At 64.3% G+C, this 18,555-nt stretch carries 21 protein-coding genes; 15 read left to right on the top strand and 6 right to left on the bottom strand.

The features are described 5' to 3' along the window. The first annotated feature begins 10 nt into the window (after positions 1-10). The 5 genes from NKJ91_RS22380 to NKJ91_RS22400 are packed head-to-tail and all read left to right on the top strand — an operon-like array spanning position 11 to position 5,198. Positions 11-1,798, top strand: coding sequence for a bifunctional alpha/beta hydrolase/class I SAM-dependent methyltransferase (locus tag NKJ91_RS22380; protein WP_352457310.1), 1,788 nt, complete (start codon positions 11-13; stop codon positions 1,796-1,798). Positions 1,799-1,842: 44 nt separating this feature from the next. Continuing rightward, positions 1,843-3,144: a phosphatase PAP2/dual specificity phosphatase family protein gene (locus NKJ91_RS22385; protein ID WP_502903627.1), complete on the top strand. Its 1,302-nt coding sequence runs from the start codon at positions 1,843-1,845 to the stop codon at positions 3,142-3,144. Then, positions 3,141-3,569 (top strand): hypothetical protein, encoded by a 429-nt coding sequence (locus NKJ91_RS22390; protein ID WP_352457312.1) that lies wholly within the window; start codon positions 3,141-3,143, stop codon positions 3,567-3,569. The genes NKJ91_RS22385 and NKJ91_RS22390 overlap by 4 nt, the downstream gene beginning before the upstream one ends. A gap of 8 nt (positions 3,570-3,577) precedes the next feature. Next, the gene (locus NKJ91_RS22395; protein ID WP_031211476.1) at positions 3,578-4,240 is read left to right on the top strand and encodes a lysophospholipid acyltransferase family protein; all 663 of its coding nucleotides are present in this window, start codon (positions 3,578-3,580) and stop codon (positions 4,238-4,240) included. Between the two features lie 22 nt (positions 4,241-4,262). Beyond that, on the top strand, positions 4,263-5,198 hold the full coding sequence (locus NKJ91_RS22400; protein WP_023675663.1) for a phosphatidate cytidylyltransferase: 936 nt from the start codon (positions 4,263-4,265) through the stop codon (positions 5,196-5,198). Between the two features lie 124 nt (positions 5,199-5,322). On the opposite strand, the gene NKJ91_RS22405 is transcribed toward NKJ91_RS22400, so the two are convergent. Beyond that, positions 5,323-7,347: an AI-2E family transporter gene (locus NKJ91_RS22405; protein WP_502903626.1), complete on the bottom strand. Its 2,025-nt coding sequence runs from the start codon at positions 7,345-7,347 to the stop codon at positions 5,323-5,325. 233 nt (positions 7,348-7,580) lie between these two features. Between NKJ91_RS22405 and NKJ91_RS22410 the strand changes: the two genes are divergently transcribed. The 3 genes from NKJ91_RS22410 to NKJ91_RS22420 all read left to right on the top strand — a co-directional run bounded on the left by NKJ91_RS22410 (position 7,581) and on the right by NKJ91_RS22420 (position 10,645). Further along, a complete protein-coding gene (locus NKJ91_RS22410) occupies positions 7,581-7,877 on the top strand; it encodes a hypothetical protein (protein WP_023675661.1) in 297 nt (98 codons plus the stop codon). A 383-nt stretch (positions 7,878-8,260) separates the two neighbouring features. After that, positions 8,261-8,482 (top strand): alkylphosphonate utilization protein, encoded by a 222-nt coding sequence (locus NKJ91_RS22415; protein WP_023675660.1) that lies wholly within the window; start codon positions 8,261-8,263, stop codon positions 8,480-8,482. 192 nt (positions 8,483-8,674) lie between these two features. Then, complete coding sequence (locus NKJ91_RS22420; RefSeq protein WP_352457313.1) at positions 8,675-10,645, top strand: acyltransferase family protein; 1,971 nt, start codon at positions 8,675-8,677, stop codon at positions 10,643-10,645. Positions 10,646-10,874: 229 nt separating this feature from the next. On the opposite strand, the gene NKJ91_RS22425 is transcribed toward NKJ91_RS22420, so the two are convergent. Then, complete coding sequence (locus NKJ91_RS22425) at positions 10,875-11,153, bottom strand: hypothetical protein (protein ID WP_352457314.1); 279 nt, start codon at positions 11,151-11,153, stop codon at positions 10,875-10,877. A 219-nt stretch (positions 11,154-11,372) separates the two neighbouring features. On the opposite strand from NKJ91_RS22425, the gene NKJ91_RS22430 reads away from it, so the two are divergent. Together NKJ91_RS22430 and NKJ91_RS22435 are read left to right on the top strand one after the other, a co-directional pair. Then, positions 11,373-11,690, top strand: coding sequence for a hypothetical protein (locus tag NKJ91_RS22430; protein WP_352457315.1), 318 nt, complete (start codon positions 11,373-11,375; stop codon positions 11,688-11,690). Between the two features lie 224 nt (positions 11,691-11,914). Then, positions 11,915-12,217, top strand: coding sequence for a hypothetical protein (locus NKJ91_RS22435; protein WP_352457316.1), 303 nt, complete (start codon positions 11,915-11,917; stop codon positions 12,215-12,217). A 43-nt stretch (positions 12,218-12,260) separates the two neighbouring features. On the opposite strand, the gene NKJ91_RS22440 is transcribed toward NKJ91_RS22435, so the two are convergent. The 3 genes from NKJ91_RS22440 to NKJ91_RS22450 all read right to left on the bottom strand — a co-directional run bounded on the left by NKJ91_RS22440 (position 12,261) and on the right by NKJ91_RS22450 (position 14,020). Then, a complete protein-coding gene (locus NKJ91_RS22440) occupies positions 12,261-12,866 on the bottom strand; it encodes a DUF6456 domain-containing protein (RefSeq protein WP_352457317.1) in 606 nt (201 codons plus the stop codon). Between the two features lie 65 nt (positions 12,867-12,931). After that, positions 12,932-13,552 carry a GcrA cell cycle regulator gene (locus tag NKJ91_RS22445; protein ID WP_352457318.1) on the bottom strand — a complete coding sequence of 207 codons (621 nt, stop codon included), beginning with the start codon at positions 13,550-13,552 and terminating at the stop codon, positions 12,932-12,934. A gap of 69 nt (positions 13,553-13,621) precedes the next feature. After that, positions 13,622-14,020 carry a hypothetical protein gene (locus NKJ91_RS22450; protein WP_352457319.1) on the bottom strand — a complete coding sequence of 133 codons (399 nt, stop codon included), beginning with the start codon at positions 14,018-14,020 and terminating at the stop codon, positions 13,622-13,624. Between the two features lie 82 nt (positions 14,021-14,102). Between NKJ91_RS22450 and NKJ91_RS22455 the strand changes: the two genes are divergently transcribed. Next, positions 14,103-14,798: an XRE family transcriptional regulator gene (locus NKJ91_RS22455; RefSeq protein ID WP_352457320.1), complete on the top strand. Its 696-nt coding sequence runs from the start codon at positions 14,103-14,105 to the stop codon at positions 14,796-14,798. A 225-nt stretch (positions 14,799-15,023) separates the two neighbouring features. On the opposite strand, the gene NKJ91_RS22460 is transcribed toward NKJ91_RS22455, so the two are convergent. After that, the gene (locus NKJ91_RS22460; RefSeq protein WP_352457321.1) at positions 15,024-15,329 is read right to left on the bottom strand and encodes a hypothetical protein; all 306 of its coding nucleotides are present in this window, start codon (positions 15,327-15,329) and stop codon (positions 15,024-15,026) included. A 180-nt stretch (positions 15,330-15,509) separates the two neighbouring features. On the opposite strand from NKJ91_RS22460, the gene NKJ91_RS22465 reads away from it, so the two are divergent. The 4 genes from NKJ91_RS22465 (at position 15,510) to dinB (ending at position 18,430) form a co-directional block, all read left to right on the top strand. Next, a complete protein-coding gene (locus tag NKJ91_RS22465; RefSeq protein WP_352457322.1) occupies positions 15,510-15,878 on the top strand; it encodes a hypothetical protein in 369 nt (122 codons plus the stop codon). A 73-nt stretch (positions 15,879-15,951) separates the two neighbouring features. Continuing rightward, positions 15,952-16,410 carry a GNAT family N-acetyltransferase gene (locus NKJ91_RS22470; RefSeq protein ID WP_352457323.1) on the top strand — a complete coding sequence of 153 codons (459 nt, stop codon included), beginning with the start codon at positions 15,952-15,954 and terminating at the stop codon, positions 16,408-16,410. A 98-nt stretch (positions 16,411-16,508) separates the two neighbouring features. Next, positions 16,509-17,057, top strand: coding sequence for a riboflavin biosynthesis intermediates N-glycosidase (gene ybiA / locus NKJ91_RS22475; RefSeq protein ID WP_352457324.1), 549 nt, complete (start codon positions 16,509-16,511; stop codon positions 17,055-17,057). A gap of 131 nt (positions 17,058-17,188) precedes the next feature. Beyond that, on the top strand, positions 17,189-18,430 hold the full coding sequence (gene dinB / locus NKJ91_RS22480) for a DNA polymerase IV (RefSeq protein ID WP_352457325.1): 1,242 nt from the start codon (positions 17,189-17,191) through the stop codon (positions 18,428-18,430). Positions 18,431-18,555: the final 125 nt, after the last annotated feature.

Raw genomic sequence — 18,555 nt, forward strand, 5'->3', positions numbered from 1 at the left:
GGAGAACAACATGCTTCACCAACAGACGGTTGCCGCAGTGGCTTCAGCCAATATCGAGCGGGTGGCGCAGGAGCGCAGCTTCAAGAGCCATGACGGCACCGAGATCTTCTATCGCTATTGGCCGGCTCTGTCGGAAAACCGCAAGGGCGCCATCCTGCTGTTCCACCGCGGCCACGAGCATGGCGGCCGCATGGCGCATCTGGTCGACGAGTTCGAGATGCCCGACCACGCCTTCTATGCCTGGGATGCGCGCGGCAATGGCCGCTCCGCCGGCGAACGCGGCTATGCGCCGTCGTTTGCGGCGCTGGTGCGCGACATCGATTGTTTCGTGCGCGAGATTGGCAGCGACGGCTTTGCCCGGCGCGACATCGCGCTGATCGCGCAATCCTTCGGCGCCGTGCTTGCCGCCGCCTGGGTGCACGATTACGCGCCCGACATTCGCGCCCTGGTGCTGGCCTCGCCGGCCTTCTCGGTCAAGCTCTACGTGCCCTTCGCCAAGCAAGGCATTGCGTTGTGGCAGAAGCTGAAGGGCCGCTTCTTCGTCAATTCCTACGTCAAGGCGAAATTCCTGACGCATGACCCCGAGCGCATCGCCTCCTTCGACGCCGACCCGCTGATCACCCGGCCGATCGCCTCCAACATCCTGGTCGAGCTCTACGACCATGCCGCGCGCATCGTCGCCGACGGCCGCGCCATCACCGTGCCGACACAGCTTCTGATCTCCGGCAGCGACTGGGTGGTGCGGCATGGACCGCAGCACGAATTTTTCGTCAATCTGGCGAGCCCGGCGAAGGAGCGGCATATTTTGCCCGGCTTCTTTCACGACACGCTGGGCGAGCGCGACCGCCACAAGGCACTCGACCTGATCAGGCCTTTCCTCGAAAGGCAGTTCACAGCGCCGGAAAAGCCGGTCGACCTGACCGAGGCCGACCGTGCCGGCTACACACGCGACGAGGCCGACCGGCTGGCCTCGCCGCTGCCGCTGCTGTCTCCCAGGGGGCTCTACTGGGCAATCAGCCGCGCCTCGATCCGCATGGGGGCCTGGCTGTCATCCGGCATGAAGACGGGGATTGCCACCGGCTTCGATTCCGGCTCGACGCTCGACTATGTCTATGAGTACGAGGCGCGCGGCAACAGCCCCATTGGCCGCATGATCGACCGCACCTTTCTCGATGCCATCGGCTGGCGCGGCATCCGCCAGCGCAAGCTGCATCTGGAAGAGCTGATCGGCAGCGCCGCCGCCTCGCTCAAGGCCGCCGGCCGGCCGGTCCATATCGTCGATATCGCCGCCGGCCATGGCCGCTATGTGCTCGATGCCGTGCAGAAAGGCGCCGCGCCGCCGGCAAGCGTGCGGCTGCAGGATTTCTCCGAGCTCAACGTCTCGCTCGGCCGCAAGCTGATCGCCGAGCGCAAGCTGCCGGCGACCGTCTCGTTCCATCAAGGTGACGCCTTCGACGCCACGATGCTGGCCGGGCTCGACCCGGCGCCGGATCTCGCCATCGTCTCGGGGCTCTACGAATTGTTTTCCGACAATGCCATGATCGCCCGCTCGCTCGGTGGACTGGCCAGCGCCATGCAGCCCGGAAGCCTGCTCGTCTACACCAACCAGCCTTGGCATCCGCAGCTCGAGATGATCGCGCGCAGCCTGACCTCGCACCGCGGCGGCCAGGCCTGGGTGATGCGCCGCCGCACGCAGGCCGAGATGGACCAACTGGTGGCGGCCGCCGGTTTCGAGAAACTCGACCAGCGCATCGACCAGTGGGGCATCTTCACCGTTTCGGTCGCGCGGCGCGTCTGAGCATGTACTTGCCTGCTTCTGCCGTTCCTCGCGATGCCCCTGCCCTGCCGGCCTTGCCGCACGAGCCGTATGCCGGAATAGTCCTGCGCGCCGCGCTGTGGCTGTCATTTCTGGCGCCGTTCTTCTACGCCACCTACGGCTTCGCCAATTGGCTGGCGTCGCGGCGCGACGATATCGGCAGCATCGTGTTCGGCTGGGAGCATGGCATCCCGTTCCTTGCCTGGACGATCGTGCCCTACTGGTCGATCAACCTGTTCTATGGCTTGTCGTTGCTGTTGAACAATTCGAAGAGCGGCGTCGACCGCCTCGCCGGCCGCTATCTGACGGCACAGATCGTCGCCGTCGCCTGCTTCATCCTGTTCCCGCTGACTGCGACGTTCGTGCGCCCGCAGACGAGCGGCCTGCCCGGCTTCATGTTCGCCGTGCTCGGCGGCTTCGACAAACCCTTCAACCAGGCGCCGTCGCTGCATATCGCGCTGCTGGTCATCATCTGGGACCATTGGCGTCACAGATTGACCGGCATCGCCGGCGTCGCCTGGCATGCCTGGTGTTTCCTGATCGGCGCCTCGGTGCTGACGACGTGGCAGCACCATTTCATCGACATTCCGACCGGCGCGCTGCTCGGCCTTTTCGCGCTGTGGCTGTTTCCGCGCGACGGCGCCTTGCCTTTCGCCGGCTTCCGCCTGACCGCGGCCCCGAAAGCGCGGCTTCTGGCGCTGTTCTATGCGCTTGGCGCAGCCTTTGCGCTGGCCGGCGCTGCTGCCGGCGCATTGGCCTCGGCGCTGTGGCTCATCCTGTTGTGGCCGGCACTGGCGCTGGCCATAGTCGCTTTCGCCTATGCCGGCGCCGGCGCCAAGGTGTTCCAGAAAACAGCCGATGGCCGCGTGTCGCTGGCCAGCCGTCTTCTGCTGTGGCCCTACCGGGTTGCCGCCAAGGTCAATGTGTGGGCATGGACGCGAAAGCTTCCGGCGCAGATCGTCATCGCCGACGGTGTTTCCCTTGGCCGTTTTCCGACCGCCGCCGAGGCCGACGCCTTCGGCACGGTGATCGACCTTGCCGGCGAATTGGAAAGGCCGCGTGGCGCCTCGATCCGCTGGTTGAGCCTGCCCATGGTCGACCTTTTGCCGCCGTCTCGCGAGGCGCGTGCGCAAGCGGTGGCGGCGATCGAGACGGCGCAGAGCCAGGGCACGGTGCTGGTCTGCTGTGCGCTCGGCTTCCAACGCAGCGCCGCCGTCGTCGCCGAATGGCTGGTCGCCAGCGGCCGGGCCGCCACGCCGGATCAGGCGCGAGGCCAGCTCGCCGCCGCGGGCCGGCCTGTGCATCTTGGCATGGACGCGGCGACATGACCGCCTTTCGAGATAAGGCCGAGACGTTCGCCGCCGGACTGATGGTGCAGGTGGCGTGGCCGCTGCTGTTGATTGCTGCTGCCTTGCTGGCGGCGCCGGTCATCGGCCTGGCGGCTGCGCCGCAAACATCGTCGCTATCCGCGGCGGCCTGGCTGATCGCCGCCGCGGGTGCCATAGCCACAATTATTCTCTCGGCCCTGCTTTTGTTCGACGCGCTGCTGTTCCGGCTGATGGCCAGCCACGCCAGCGAAGCAGGCGGCGCTGCGGCGATCGACGACGTGCTGGCGCGCATGCGGCTGAAACCCACGGCGGCCGGTGGCCGCTCGCTCGACCAGCGGATGGCCGGCACGCGCCGTCTGCTCGCCAAGCAGCGTATCGCCTTCAGCCTGTTCGCGGCGGCCTCGGTCGTCGCGGCATTCTTTTGAGCCCGTCCATGACAAAGCTTCGCGTCAGCACCTATACCCTGCTGCAGACGGTGACCTCGGTCGGCCTGTCGGCACTGGCCTGGGTGGTCACCGGAGTGCGGCCGATCTGGAACGGCAGCCAGCCATCGGACCGGCAGCGTATCTACTTCGCCAACCATGCCAGCCACGGCGATTTCATCCTGCTGTCGGCCTGCCTCAGCGAGAAGGAGCGCGCCCGTACCCATGCGGTGGCGGCCGCCGATTATTGGAGCAAGACGCGGCTGCGCCGTTTCATTGCCGAGGACATGCTGTCTTCCGTGCTGATCCACCGGCAGTGGACGGATGAAACGCAGCACCCGATCTCGATCATGCTGTCGGTGCTCGACCAGGGCCATTCGCTGATCCTGTTTCCCGAAGGCACGCGCAACATGACCGACGAACCGCTCCTGCCGTTCCGCTCCGGCCTCTACAATCTTTCGATGGCGCGGCCCGATGTCGAACTCATCCCGTGCTGGATCGAGAACATGTCGCGGGTGCTGCCCAAGGGGCAATTCGTGCCGGTGCCGCTGCTTTGCCGTGTCGTCTTCGGCGCGCCGATCGCCATTCAACCGGGTGAGGAACGCCGCGCCTTTCTTGACCGCGCCCGCGAAACGCTGCTGGCGCTCAACCCCCGGCCGCAGCGAGACGATTGAGGACCAAGGCAAAATGCTGCCGATGATGCACGAAACCCTCATTCTGATTGTCGGCCTGCTGGCGGTGCTGATCAGTGCCAGCGTCGTCGCCGGCGTCTTGTCATGGCGCGCGCCAAAGCCGTTGTCGCCGACGCTGGTCAACCTCACCCAGCGCATCAATGCCTGGTGGGTGATGGTGGTGGCGATCACCGTTGCCTTCTTCTTCGGCCGCCCCGGCATGACCATCCTGTTCGCGCTGATTTCGTTCGCCGCGTTGCGCGAATTCGTGACGCTGACGCACAGCCGCCGCAGCGACCACTGGGTGCTGCTCGGCATGTTCGGCATCGTCATCCCGTTCCAGTACTGGTTGGTGTGGACCGCCTGGTACGGCCTGTTCACCATCTTCATCCCGGTCTACTGCTTCCTGCTGATGCCGGCGATCACCGCGCTGCACGGCGACACCGAACGCTTTCTCGAGCGCGTCTCGGCGCAGCAATGGGCGGTCATGATTTCGGTCTACTGCGTCAGCCACGTGCCGGCGCTGCTGACGCTCGAGGTGCCAGGCTTCGAAGGCCGCAACCTGTTGCTGATCGCTTTCCTGATCATCACCGTGCAAGGCAGCGACGTGCTGCAATATATTTTCGGCAAGCTGTTCGGCCGGCATCTCCTGGCGCCGACGGTCTCGCCGTCGAAGACTTGGGAGGGGCTGGTCGGCGGGCTGGCGGCATCGAGCCTGCTCGGCGCGCTGCTGTCGTTCCTGACGCCGTTCTCGCCGCTGCAGGCAGCCGGCGTCGCCTTCATCGCCTGCCTGATGGGCTTCCTTGGCGGGCTGGTCGCCTCCGCCATCAAGCGCGATCAAGGCGTCAAGGACTGGGGCCATCTGATCGAAGGCCATGGCGGCATGATGGACCGTGCCGACAGCCTGGTCTTCGCCGCCCCGGTCTTCTTCCATACGGTGCGCTATTTCTGGACTGTATGAAGGTTGGCGCCGTTTGCCGCGGCGGACGGTTCAGCGCGATCTTGCGAAGATAACCTGATCCGTTTCGTTATTACCACTTTCGCGAAAGCGGTAATAACCCGACCTGCCGCGGTCTTCGCCGCGCTCATTTTGCCGCGGCGAGCGGCTCTTTCTTGCGCGCCGGCGTCAGGCGGCGCATGCGGCGTTTGGCGGTGGTCTTCAGCGCCACCGGCGGAGCGCTGGACAACGCACCGAGCACCGCGCCTACCATGCCATGTGCGACGAAATCGGCGTTGATCTCGTTGGCCAATCTGGCATCTGCCTCCTGGTTGTCGCTGTCGGCTTCCGACCACAACACGATGCCCACTCGCAACCTTGGTTTGGCGCGTTTCAGCCGACGGACCAGGAACCGCCCGTGCTTGACGGAATCCCGGTTCAAAAATCCGACGACGACAGTATCGACGGCGTCGAGCTCAAGGCGGCGAATGCTCCCCGGTTCCATCTCGGCGAAGCTCGCTCTCAACACCGTAGCGCCCTGGACTTCGAGCACCTGCGCCAGCATGGCGGCAGCCGCGTCGTCGAGTTCGCCGCGCCCTCCGCCGCACAGCACCGACATGCCCGTGCCACCCGGCAGTTCGGTGTCTTCCTCGCCCTGAACCTCCCCCTGAACGTGCTTGTCCTCGCGTGAGCCGTTGTCCTCGGCCGCGGCCGTGTCGTCCGCTTCCGCCTCCTCCTGCGCGCTGTCGTCGAGGTTCGCCACCATCGTCAGCGCGCTGCCCGCGACCTGCTGTCTTTGCTCATCGCTCAACACACCACGCACCCGGTCCTGCTCGCCGAGCAGAAGTGCGGGAATCGCAACCTTGTCGTAGAACTCGACCAGATATTCTTCCTCCAGCATCTCCTCGGCATGGTCCGTCGCTTCCTCGGGATCGCCGGCCAACAGCCGCTGGTAAAGCCGGGCGTGCGGTTCGAGCACGGGTTCGTTGCCGAACAGAACGTCGAGGAATTCGAACTGCGGCACATGCCGGCCGAGCACGACGAGGCAGACCGTGAGCGGCGTCGACAGAACCAGGCCCAATGGCCCCCAAAGCCAGGTCCAGAAGATCGCCGCAACGATGATGGCCAATGGCGACAGCCCGGTGCGCGAGCCGTAGAGCCAAGGTTCGATCACGTTGCCGGTGATCAGTTCCACCACGACGAAAAGCCCTGCGGTCCATAGCACGAGCGACCAGCCGGGCGCCACGGCCAGCGCCAGGAACAGAGGCAACAACGTCGCGATGACCGGGCCGATATAGGGAACGAAGCGCAGCGCCAGCGCCAGCAAGCCCCACAGCAATGGATTGGGTATGCCCAGCAGCCAAAGTCCGATGGCAATCGGGACGGCATAGACGATGTTCACGACCAGTTGCATGAGCAGATAGCGGCCGACGCGCTTGCCGGCATCCTGCAGCGCCTCGGTGGTTCGGTGCAGATCGCCGTAGCCGACGAGGCGTATGAAACGATCGCGCAGGTCCTCCCGCTCGAGCAGCATGAATATGACGACCACGACGATCAGTCCGGCCGATGCCAGCGGGCTCAGCAGCGGGCCGATCAGATTCTGGAGAACCTCGAGCGGTCGTTCGCGCGCGACGATTTCGACCGGGATCGGTTCCCGCGGAGGCTGATCGGCGGCGGGTTGTGCGGGTTCGGGTCTGTCGAGCTCCTGGCCGACGCGTTCGATCACCCGGCTCAATCTGGAAACGATGCCGCCGCCGACGCCGGTTTCCTTGAGCGACCGGACCTTGGTCAGGATATTCGCCTGGTAAAGCGGAATGTTCTGCGCCAGTTCACTGACCTGTGTGGCGACGATGAAGGAGAACAGAGCCAGCACCGTGAATGCGCCGAGCACACTGGCGATCACGGCAGGAAGACGCGGAATGCCGGCTCGCTTGAGTGCCGACACCATCGGCACGAGCGCAAAGGTAAGCAGCAGCGCGATTGCGATCGGCAGAAAGACCTCGCGCCCGAAATAGAGCGCCGCGACGGCCGTCACGACCGACGCTACGCTGGGCAACGATGTGCGCGGAAGCGCCCTGGCCGCGGAAACAATACCCGCCCGCCGGGGCTCCGACAGGTGCGCGTCGTTTCGACGATTTGCCACCACTTGATACCTCCGCCCCGCCGTCGCCATGATCGGGCATATTGAGCCGGCGTGCAACTTCGCAGCGTCTCACCCAGCTGGACGCCGATTGCCCTGGTCGGCAGCGCCGCAAATTCAGTCATGGTAGAATTTTTTGCATTAATGACGTCACGGGCAATCCTGTTCCATGTCTGCGCCAGAACGTGGAACTTTTGGATCAAAACACCGTTCCTTCGTAGATCGCTGATGGACAACCTCAAAGCAGCAGCTCAGGAGGAATGATCATGAACATCAAGACGCTTTGCATGGGCGCGATGGCGCTTTCGATGATGACCGGCGCAGCGCTTGCCGCCGGTGCCACTGGCACTTCGGCGCTCGACGATCCGCAGAAAATGAACCCCTTCTTCACCGACGCCGGCATGAAGACCATGAAGTCGGAAGCCGAATTCAAGGCGGCATGGATGGCCATGTCCACGAGCGACCGGGCCATGATGTTGAAGGAATGCAGCGACGCAGGCATTGCCACGATGCATGCCGACTTCTGCAAGATGGCCAACCAGCTCGGTGGCGCCAACAAGTGATCGTTGCCAATTGAAATAACGCACCAAGCGAAAGGGCGGGCAGGTCTGTCACTGTGCGACCTTCCTTCCGCACGGGCGGGCGCTCATCTATTTGAACTCGTGCCGGAATATCCGCGTAAAAGGCCACGACTTCGATTGCCGTGGCGCCATTGGCATGGCTTGGCCGGAGCGCATGTCGCGAAGCGGCAATGCCACTACCGCCCAGGGGGTCCCAGTCTGCTCATAATCCGGGTTTTCCGGTCGGCCGTCCGCCTGGCATTAGCGGCCGGCACGCTTGATTACCGGCACGCTGCCCCCGGCACGCTTGACCTCGCCGCCAACCGTGGGATAGGCCGGGTAATGAGCCAACCACCTCCGCACCGGAGTCCCACGAAAGACCTGCCATGACCGACGCGATCATAAGAGACAGCAATGGCACGGCGCTGCACGAGGGCGACTCGGTGACCCTGATCAAGGATCTCAAGGTCAAAGGCACGTCGGAGACGATCAAGCGCGGCACGCTGGTGAAGAATATTCGCCTCACCGGCAATCCCGGCGAGATCGAATGCAGCACCAGGCAGGTGAAGGGCCTGGTGCTGAAGACCGAGTTTTTGAAAAAGGCGTGATCGCCTCGGCACCGTTCGCTTCGCTTCCATATCAGTCGCTCTCGAATCGCTCATGTGAGTGAATCGCCCACGCGAGGAACTGGAGGAGCCGCGCCCTCCCCCTATGTTGCACTGCGTTAGATTTGTTGCATTGCAATATCGTCGCATCGGGTCGAGCCTCTGCGAGGTGGGCATTCCTTGCATGAGGTGATTGTGTCGGCATCATTTCGGCCTGACATCGAAGGGCTGCGCGCGCTGGCGGTGGCGGGTGTCATCGCCTTCCATTTTGGTCTGTCCGGCCTGCCCGGCGGCTTTGCCGGCGTCGACATCTTCTTCGTCATCTCCGGCTATCTGATCACCCGTCACCTGGTTACGGAAATCACCGAGACCGGGCGGCTGAACCTCTGGCGCTTCTACGCCCGGCGCGCCCGGCGCCTGTTGCCGGCGGCACTGTTCGTCATCCTCGCCACGCTGTTTGCTGGTTATTTCATCCTGTCGCCGGAGGAGCAGGCGCTTTATTCGAAAGGCGCCATGTTCGCCTCCGCCTACATGATCAACCTTTGGCTGATCCGCTGGTCGTTCGACTATTTCGCCGCCGACGCCACCAACAACCCGTTCATCCACTTCTGGTCGCTCTCGGTCGAGGAACAGTTCTATTTGGCATGGCCGGCGCTGCTTCTTGCCGCCGCTTGGCTGCGTCCCGGCAAGCGCGCCGCTATAATCGTCATCGGCGTCGCCGGCGCGGCCTCCTTCGCCGCCTGCGCCTGGCTGACGGAAGTGTCGCAGCCCTGGGCCTTCTATTTCTCGCCGCTCAGGGCCTGGGAATTCGCCGCCGGCGGCCTCGCGACCATGGCGCCGGCAAAGATCTGGCGCGACCGGCCGCTGCTGGCCACGCTCCAGGCATGCCTCGGTCTGGCGCTGATCGCCTGGGCCTATCTGATGCTGGACGAAGACTCGCCGTTTCCCGGGGTGAATGCGCTGGCGCCTGTTGCCGGCACCGTGCTGCTGCTGCTCAGCGGCAGCGGCGGCCGCAATCTGCCGAGCGCCGTGCTGGCGCTGCCGCCCATGCAATGGTTGGGCGGGCTGTCCTATTCGCTCTATCTCTGGCACTGGCCGGTCATCGTCTATGCGGCGATGGTGGTTCCCAGCCTGTCCATCCTGGACCGCCTTGCCTGCGCGGCGCTGACGCTGCTTCTATCGATGTTCACCTATCATTTCATCGAGAACCCGATCCGCCGCAACGGCTGGCTGATGGCCGGAGCAGCGCGGGCGCTGGTGCCCGCCGTCGCGCTGACCGGCGCCGGCGTGGTCGCGGCCTATGGCAATGCGCGCTTTGCCGAGCACAATCTCAGCCCCGAACAGCACGTCATCGCCGACAGCGCCGCCCAGCTCTCCACCGTGCGCGCGAGCAATGGCGGCTGCGTGCTCGATTTCGAGACCGTCAAGCCTAAGCCCTGCATGTTCGGCCGCAAGGATGCCCAGCGCTCGGTCGTGCTGTTCGGCGACTCGCATGCCGACCATTGGTCGACGCCGCTGATCAAGGCGGCCGAGAAGAACAATTTTCGCGTCGTCACCTTTCTCAAATCTTCCTGCCGGGCTTCGCGGGTGACGACCTGGAACTGGCGGCTGAAGCGCGACTACACCGAATGCGATCAATGGCGCGAGCAGTCGGTCAAGGACATCATCGCGCTCCACCCGCAACTGGTGGTGATCTCGGAGTTCTCGATCGGCAATGTGATGAAAGAATCGCCCGAGGAGTTGAAGCACGCCGATTGGCAAGCGCAGTGGCGGACGGGCCTCAACTGGACGCTTCAAGCCTTCAGCCAGGCCGGCATCAAGGTCGCGGTCATCAGGGACGTTCCCTACAATGCAAGCTACGCCGACAAATGCGTGGCGCGCGCGCTGTGGCGGGGCCAGACGCCCGCGACATGCGACACGCCGAGAATCATGGCGGCAAACGACGACATCGCCACCATCGAGCGCGATATCGTGCGCTCGACACCGAACGCTGCTTACATCGACATGACCGACCGCTTTTGCGACCAGACCACCTGCCATGTCTTCATCGATGGCAAACTAGCCTTCCGCGACCGCCACCACTTGGCGACGCCCTTCGCCGAAACGCTGGAACCGGCAGTGGAGCGGGCGCTGTTTTCGGATGTGATGGCGGCGGCTGTAAAGTAACGGTTCCGGATCTTGTCGGATCACGACCCAGCCCCTCGCCAAGCAACCATGCAGGGGGTCAGCTAAGGATAAGACCAGCCAGTAAAACTGTAAGGATAAGCGAGAGCGGAACTGCAAGAAGGCAGCACAGCTCGAAAGTATTGGCTCGCCAAGAAGTCATTGGTCGCTTTTCCATGTTGGCCTCCTCCCTCAACGGCCAGACCAGACGGCAGTTCCGCTTAGATGGTGCTCATCCCCACCACTCATCATGCAATTGGCGCAGCTCGTTCCGCTTCCTGGTCATCCATCGTGCACGCGCCAGATGTGTCGCCCACGCCCGGAAAGCCCTGTCTGGCTCCTGCTCCGGATCAATGTGCAGGACGATGCGGGCGACCTCACGCCAATCGGTCCCTTCAGCCGACGCGTCGAGCAGCCGGATATAAGTAAGCATGCGATCCTCGTCATAACCGGTCGGCACCGAAGACGTCGGCGCTGCGTTCGCGATATGAGAGTTTGGCTGCTTTGGCATTGCGACCTACCAGCAATGGCGCACCGTAGCAGCCTATGAAGAAGCCCGCGCCCTTTGATCGGAGGATGCGGATCGCGATTCGCCCCGACAGTCGACAAATGCGGACCTCGGGCGGGGGTTCCCCGCCCAGCTGGGCTCACGCCTCACCACGTCGTGATCGGGTCGATGCATTCCATGTATTTTAGTGGAACCTAATTTAGTCGACGCAATTATGCGTGCGTGAGAAAGCGTGAAATCCAGACCGTCACTGAAAGCCGGCTATCGCGGGATCAGTTGGCCGATGATCCAGTGATTGCAGTCGATTTGACGGAACGGATATTACAGGCGGCCGACAACGACAGGATTGTCTGCCTCGTCGTGGCAACGGAGCAGCTGGAAACCGACCGCATCGAGAAAGCGGAGCCTAAGGAGACCAGGATTGCCGCAAGCTTCGCCCGGGACTTTGAGGTAATGCTGCTTGTTCTTTATGCGGCCTACGCCCTCGCTGTGCTGGGTGCGACCGCGTTCGTTTTGCTGGAATTGGGCCATGTTCTGTAGGCAGACGTCGGCAAAAGACGGGACTGACGCGCGATTGCCGCTGTTTGATGAGAGGAGCAGCCACGCTGCGTCGACGATCCGACCCCGGCGCAGCAAGCGGTGTTTTCGCGCCAGCAGGCGCCTAAACTTCGGGCTCGTCCGTTCGTTACATCTTGCCAATCTATGGAACGAGGCTGCCCCTCGGGGGTTTTTCTATTAGAGGGACGTTAAAGAAGGAGGTAGCTATGAAGAAGCTCCTGCTTGCCTCGGTGATCGCCATCGCCTCGGCGGCTTCCGTGATCGGCCCGGCGAATGCCGGCGGCAGCGTCACGATCGGCATCGGCAACGGCTATGACGACGACTATTATTATCGCCACCATCGGTATTCCGATTACGACGATGAGTACGTCCCCCGTTACCGCTATGATGTCTACGACGAGGACTACAGGCCGCGCTATCGGTACCACCGGCGCTGCCACACCGAAGTCGTCAAGCACTGGCGTCATCACCACCGGGTTATCGAAAGAATCCGTGTCTGCCGTCGTTGACGGATCGATCCGGCCGGTAGAGCCGGCCGGATCGGCGGGCTCCTCACCTCGGCTTGCGCATCAGCATCATGCCGTAATGCACGGCCAATATGTCGAGCCCGATTTTGAGTAGTTTCACCACCACGTCGCGCGGCTCGCCGGCCTGTTCGGCCAGGCTCTTGACCGTTGCGTCGGCACAGCAGACCTTTTGCACGATGCCGGCGATCTCCCAATGGGCAAGCGCCCTGGTGGCCTCGGCATGGTCGCGGCCGGCGGACAGGATGTGTTCTGCGACGCCGCTGCCGGTGCGGCCGCCGTCGACGCGCTCGGCCCAAGCCATCGGCTTGGCGGTTGCCTCCGACGAGTTGCGGAAGTCCTGGCGGTAGCGCATGCCCGCCTCGCGCTGCTGGCGCGACAGCGAGGTGAGGCCGCTCAGCGGGTCGACGTTGCGCACCCGCACGATGCCGCCGGTCGCTGTGTGGCCGTCATTGGAGACCTCATAGAGGCGCGCTCCCTCCTGCGTCCCCTTCGCCAGCCGCTTGCGGCCGAACCGGTCGTCCTTCAGTGCGAAATCATGGCCGATCTCCTTGCGGATGCGCACCTGCTCGGCCTCGCCTTTCGGCAATCTCGGTGGCCTGGCTTTGGCCTTTTGGGCGGTTTTGGTGCTCATCGGCTCGGTCCTCCTGGGTTTTGGTCGTCGGGCTCTGGCGAACTTCCAGCCTCATTGCAGCGGGCTCAAATCGCTTCGGCCGGCAGCGTGCGCAGGAAGCGCGCAGCGTGATAGGCGCAATAGCTTTTCGATGGGTTCGTGCGCATTCCGCAGCACAGCATGTCCAAACCTGGCCGGCTGCCGGGGGCGTCGTTTTCCGCATCCTCCTGCAGCGTCGTGTCGAGCGGCGCGCGGCAGCGCTCGAACAGGCAATCGATGAAGCGCATGGCGGCGAAATGCGGCTGGCGACCGCCGGCGGCGATCGGGCGCGGCGCCGGCATTTCGAGCGGCGCGCCATCGGACCCGGTGATCCGAGTCGGACCCGGCTGCCAGGCCGGCGGCGCCAGCCTGGCCGACAGCCTTGCCGGGCGGCAGTGATGCTCGGCCGGTACCGCCCCTGCTTGGCCGGCGGGGTTCGACGGCTCTGGCGCCGATTTTCCATGCCGTCCGCCACACCAGCCCTTGGATCTGGCAAGGCCGATGGTGCGCAAACGGGCGGTGCGGTGGACGATGCCGATGATGGCTGCACGCGAGGCCGGGCGGCCGCGCAGCGCGGTCAACCGGGTGGCGATCTTCGCGGCCGACAGTCCGCTCATCAGCCAGTTCTCGATTTGTTCCAGTTCCGAGGCGGAATAGCGGGCGGCCATGATGTTTCATTCCCTGCAAAAATGGTTGTGTGCGGCGCCGGCTTCGCCGGCCTCAGGCTCGAAAGCCGGTCAGCCTTCGCGTGGTCTGCTGCGATCGAGCTTCATCTCGGCCGCCTGCCTTGTTGCGCCGGACACTGCCTTGCCCGTCCGCTTGTCGAAGGCGATGACCGTGCCGTCTTCGGTGCGGATGCAGGAAACCGCGGCATCCGCATTGCCGGCCGGCAGGTAATTCGTGGCCGGAGCCGTGAGGGGAACGGCTCCGGCCGTTCCGGCCGCTTGCGCTGCCGGATCCGAGGCGCGAGCCTCGGGCATCGTCCCGGCCGGGGAGGAGGACAGCCGCGACGAAGGGGACAGGGTTGGCACATGCATGGCCTTGGCGACCGGTTGTGGTACCGCCTCCAGGCGAGCGCTGCCGGCGCGCTGAAGGGCGGATTCGAGGACCGAAAGCTGGTGAAGCGACTTGTGCATGACCGTATAAGAGCATAACTCAATCAATTATGCAAGCGATTCTTGCATAGACGAAACCGATTCTTATGCCTCAGATGGAGCCATGGCGAAAACTGCACTGTCGATCAAGGTCGGAGCGGCGATCCGCCGGGCACGCAAGCAGCGCGGCCTGGTGATGCGCCACATTGCCGAGCACAACGACACCGACGTCGCTGCCGTCGGCAATTGGGAAACCGGGCGCAACCTGCCCAAGACCGAGAACCTTTTGAAGACCGCCGCTTTCCTGCGCGTCGACCCGGTGGCACTCGGCAAGGGCGAGGTCGTTTTCCTCGAAGATGCCGGACCGGTCGCCGATGCCGAGATCGTCACCGATCCCGGCCCCCTGCCCGCCGGGCCGATGGACATCCAGCTTCTCGGCACCGCCGTCGGCGGCGACGATGGCGACTTCACCTTCAACGGCCAGCCGGCCGGCTATGTCCAGCGGCCGCCGGGGATCCGGCATCTGCGCAATGTGTTTGCGCTGCACGTGCTGAGCGATTCGATGGTGCCGCGCTACGAGCCCGGCGAGATGATCTATTGCGGAGGCCGCGAAGCGTTGCCCGGCGACCATGTGGTGATCGAGACCCTGCCCGAGGAGAACGAGCAAAACGGCAAGGCCTTCATCAAGAAGCTGGTCAAGCGCACCGCCGCCGAGCTGATCGTCGAACAGTACAACCCGCCCAAGACGCTGTCCTTCAACCGCTACGCCATCAAGAACGTCTTCCGCGTCATCCCGCTCAAGGAACTGCTGGGGTATTGACGGGGCGCTTGTTGCCTTCTCCCCTTGTGGGAGAAGGTGGATCGGCGCACAGCGCCGAGCCGGATGAGGGGTGCTGGAAGGAACGCGGCGGAGGAAATGTAGAAGCGGTTTTTAAGCACTTACGCCATCAAGGTAGCGATCCGTCCAACACCCCTCATCCGACCGAGCTTCGCTCGGCCACCTTCTCCCACAAGGGGAGAAGGGAAGAGCAGCACGCCCGCCCCCTCAAGCCCGCCTCGACTGCAGCTCTCGACCGTTGAGCAGGCGCGCCTCGGCGCGGGTCCGTTGCCGGTCGTCGATGAAGGCGGCCTGGATCGAGACGGCGGCGCCCGGCAGGCCGTCGGCACGGCAGGTCTTGCAGATGAGGCGCCCCGAAAGTGCGGCCAGCGGCGTCTCCGGCCTCACCCCATGCCGCTTGAGCTCGGCCGGCTTCCACCACCTGTTGCGGCCGCAGTCGATGCATTCGACGGCAATCGAGACAACATCGGCGATCGTCGCTTCCTTGCCTGCCAATGCCATGGTCATCCCCATCGTTGTTCCTGCTTTGTTCGCAACATTATCGGTTTTTGGAGCGGAGTCGAGTCGGTTCCGCTTACATCAACGTGAAAGTTTCACTTGTTCGATTATTTGAGTTATGCTTTTATCTCGAGCAGGCTTGAATCGGCGCGAGCAACAGAACCGCGCCCGCTCCGTCCGGCCGGCAGCAAGGGAATGACGATGGACCCAGCCCAGTTCGCCCATGCTTGCGGCTATAGCGGCGACAGCCCGGCCATGCTTGCCGCTTTCGCGGCCATCCGCCAAGACGGCATCCGCAAGGCACGCCAGAGCCATCGCCAGCGCATGGCGGCGATTGACCTGATGAAGCCGAGCCGCACTCTGTTCCTGGCGGCGATCCGCCCGGCGCAGTCAGCCGAGGAGGCACTCGAGGATGCCGCCCGCTTCCTGTCGATGTTCCGCAACATGCCGCACTGGCGACAGGAAAGGCGCGCCGCCGACCTCACCCGCGCCAGGCAGCAGCGCCTCTTCGCCCGCTTCTTCCGCCGCTACGGCCACCGCCTCTGGGCGCTCGAGGCCACCTGAAGCCGCGCGGGCCTCCCTTGCAAGTCAAAACGGATATTGCGATCGCTGACACCGCGCCGTATGTCTCCGCGCGATGAGCGAGATCGAATTCCGTCGCGCGCAGGCGCCCGACCTGCCGGCGATCGTTGCAATGCTTGCCGACGATGTGCTCGGCGCAGACCGGGAAGACCCGTCCACGCCGCTTGCGCCATCCTATCTCGATGCCTTCAGCGCAATCGATACCGATCCCAACCAGTTGCTGGGCGTCGCCGTCAACGCCGGGCAAGTGGTCGGAACGCTGCAGCTCAGCTTCCTTCCAGGCATTTCGAGAAAAGGCGCCTGGCGCGGCCAGATCGAAGGCGTTCGCGTCGCCCGGCAATGGCGCTCTCGCGGCGTCGGCAAGCTGATGATCGAATGGGCGATTGAAACATGCCGTTCGCGCAATTGCAGCTTCGTCCAGCTCACCACGGACAAAGGTCGACGGGAGGCGCACGCTTTTTACGAGCGCCTCGGCTTCACCGCCAGTCATCTCGGCTACAAGATGGCGCTGTAGATCAGCATTTCATCGCATTCAGCGCGGACCGCTCATCTTCGCTACCCGCTCTGGATGGAGCATTGACAAGCCGGCCTTTCGCCCTGCTCCATCCGCCCATGATTTACGACCGAACCTGGCTTGAGAAAACCTTTCGCGCAAAGCCCCGGCAGAAGTTCCTGTTCTTCTGGGGCCATCAGCCGTCTAAGGACGGCCGCATAACCACGTCGTGCTTCAGCCAGTGGTGGCATGCGCCCTTTACCGTCGATGGCCTGAGCTATCCGACTGCCGAACACTGGATGATGGCCGAGAAGGCACGACTGTTCGGTGATGCTCCGACGGCAACACAAATCCTCAGGGCGGCGAGCCCCAAGCAGGCAAAGCAGCTTGGCCGCCAGGTGAGCGGCTTCGATGGCACCAAATGGGATGCAGACAAATATCGCATCGTGACTGAAGGGAGCTTTCAGAAGTTCCGTCAGAACGCGGCGCTGCGCGAATATCTGCTGTCGACGCATGACCGGGTGCTGGTCGAGGCGAGCCCTGTCGACCGGGTGTGGGGTATCGGCCTTGCGGCGGATGACGAGAGGGCGGTGAACCCGCTGCTGTGGCGCGGCGAGAACCTGTTGGGATTCGCGCTGATGCAGGCCCGCGATCGGCTGCGCGGCTGAACATTTGCCGTGCGCTCGCCATCTGCGGCAGCCTCCGCGCTGCTTGACAATCCACCCATAATGTTCTCTTTATGTTCTCATCAAAACTCGAGACAATGCGGCGTTCGAACCGCCGCGGGCGAACGGGCCGGATGGAAGCCAACATCCTCCACGCGGATCTGGATGCCTTCTATGCCTCGGTCGAACAGTTGCTCGACCCGGCCTTGCGCGGCAAGCCGATTGCCGTCGGCGGCGGGGTAGTGCTTGCCGCATCCTATGAAGCCAAGGCGTTCGGCGTGCGCGGCGGTATGCCGGGACGGCGGGCGCGGGAACTCTGCCCGCAACTCATCTTCGTCGGCGGCCATTTCAAGGACTATCAGCGGCTGGGCGATGCGGCAATCAAGGTGCTCGGCGATTTCACGCCGGTGGTCGAGCGGATTTCAATCGACGAGGCCTTTGCCGACGTCGCCGGCTGCACCCATTTGTTCGGCTCGCCGGCCGAGATCGCCGGCAAGATCCGCCGCCGCGTGCGGGCCGAGCTCGGCCTGCCGATCTCGGTCGGCGTAGCCCGCACCAAGCATCTGGCCAAGATCGCGTCACAGGTCGCAAAACCGGACGGGCTGGTGGTGGTCGATCCGCGCCGCGAGCTGGAGTTCCTGCACCACCTGCCGGTCGAGCTGATGTGGGGCGTCGGCCCGGTCACCAGGCAGCGGCTGGCCGGCATCGGCGTCAACACCATCGGCGAGCTGGCGAAGACCAATGGTGGGGCGCTTGAGCGCCTGCTCGGGCCGGCGGCCGGAGAAAAACTCAACGCGCTGGCGTGGAACCGCGATCCGCGCAAGCTCGAGACGCAGCGCCGGGCGCGCTCGGCCGGCGCGCAATCGGCGCTCGGCCAGAAACCCGCCGAGGAGCAGGTCTTCGTGCCGGCTTTGCTGCATCTGGCCGACAGGGTCGCCACAGGATTGCGGGCGAAATCCCGGCCCGGCCGCACGGTGACGGTTCGCGTCCGCTTTGCCGATTTGCGCTCGGTGACGCGCTCGATCACGCTCGACCAGCCGATTTCGGCAACCGCCATGCTGGCCGAGATCGCCGAGGCGCTGGTGCGCAAGGTGCTCATCGACCATCCGCACGAAAAGACAATCTCGCTGCTGGCGATCGCCGTATCGCACCTGGAGCAGCATGCCGGCCTGCAACTGGAACTGCCGCTCGGGCTCGACGACGACCGCCGCCGCCCCGGCACCCGGAAGGGCGCGGCGCGCTGGACCGCCGACCGCGCCGTCGACAAGATCCGCGACCGCTTCGGCTGGGAGGCGGTCGGCTACGCCTCGGTCGCGCTCGGGCTACAGCGGTCGGTTCCCGACGCATTTCGGGAGCTGGCCGAGAAGGAATTGTGAGCCTCGATTACACTTTGGTTGCCAAGTCGCCGGAATGACGTTGAAGGCTGCGGACTTGTGAATTTATCTTCGGTCCAGTTGGTCGTGCACCGGTTTGGGCATCAGCCAGACAGGGTAGCACCCGC

The sequence above is a fragment of the Mesorhizobium sp. M0040 genome (genome assembly GCF_040323505.1).
In the GTDB taxonomy this organism is placed as follows: Bacteria; Pseudomonadota; Alphaproteobacteria; order Rhizobiales; family Rhizobiaceae; genus Mesorhizobium.